The organism is Bradyrhizobium sp. Mp27, assembly GCF_029953005.1.
GTDB lineage: Bacteria > Pseudomonadota > Alphaproteobacteria > Rhizobiales > Xanthobacteraceae > Bradyrhizobium > Bradyrhizobium barranii.
Window position 1 is genome coordinate 1 of record NZ_JASAUS010000530.1, and the last position, 1,027, is coordinate 1,027.

The 1,027-nt window shown below is 60.3% G+C and carries 1 protein-coding gene; it reads right to left on the reverse strand.

What is annotated here, in order from left to right; translation table 11 throughout:
- A partial coding sequence (locus tag QJT78_RS51545) for an IS256 family transposase (RefSeq protein ID WP_281460895.1) occupies positions 1-815 on the reverse strand: 815 nt, incomplete at its 3' end.
- Between the last annotated feature and the right edge of the window lie 212 nt (positions 816-1,027).

Genomic DNA, 1,027 nt, shown 5'->3' on the forward strand with positions numbered 1-1,027 from the left:
TTGAGCATGTGGCTCACCTCGCGGACCCGGGTCGACGGCACGTGGCTGAAGACATTGCGATAAAAATGCACCATGCAGCGTTGATAGCGGGCCTCCGGCAGATAATCCGCAACGCTTTCGACAAGACCTCGGCACGCATCGGAAACCACCAACTGCACGCCCCTGAGACCGCGATCGACGAGATGCCGCAGAAACGAGGACCAGCCGGATTTGTCCTCCTTGGCGCCCTCACAGATGCCGAGGATCTCCCGGAACCCCTCGGCATTGACCGCCGAGGCCACCAGCAGCGAGACGTTGCGAACCTCACCAGCCCAGCTGCGCTTCATCACGATGCCGTCGAGGTAGAGATACGGATGCTCGCCTTCGATCCTGCGATTCCGCCACGCCTCGATCTTGGTATAGATCTTCTTGTTCAGGTTCGACACTGTGCTCGGGCTGACCCGGGTGCCCCACAGCGCCTCCGTAATGTCTTCGACCCGCCGAACCGAAATCCCGGCCAGATACATCTCGATCAGCGCCTCCTCGACCGAGCTCTCCCGCCTCCGGTAGCGCTCGATAATCGCCGTCTCGAAGGTTTGCCGCCGTAGCTTCGGAACCTTCAGATTGACGTCGCCCGCCTTGGTCTGCAGCGTTCGCTCGTAGCTGCCCGCCCGCGTGTCCTGCCGGGCCGGGCTGCGCTCATAACGCCCAGCACCGCACAGCTGGTCCGCTTCGGCCTCCAGCATGGCGTTCAGTGTCTCTTCCACCGTCCCGCGGACCATCTCGCCCAGGTGATCTCGAATCCGGGCCTCATCAATTTGGATCACCTGACCCATGGCATTCCCATCGTTCATTCAAAGCTCCTTCATTCTAGAGGAAGCCGTCAATCCTGAAAGTGCGAAAGACTCTGTACGTTATCCAAATCCGTGCAGGGCCTCATGAAGAACGACCTGCGGAACATCTATCTGGCCCCACACCGGGCCGAAGCTGAAACCGCGATCGACGTCTTCGTCGAGAAATACCACGTCAAATACGGACGTGCGGTGGA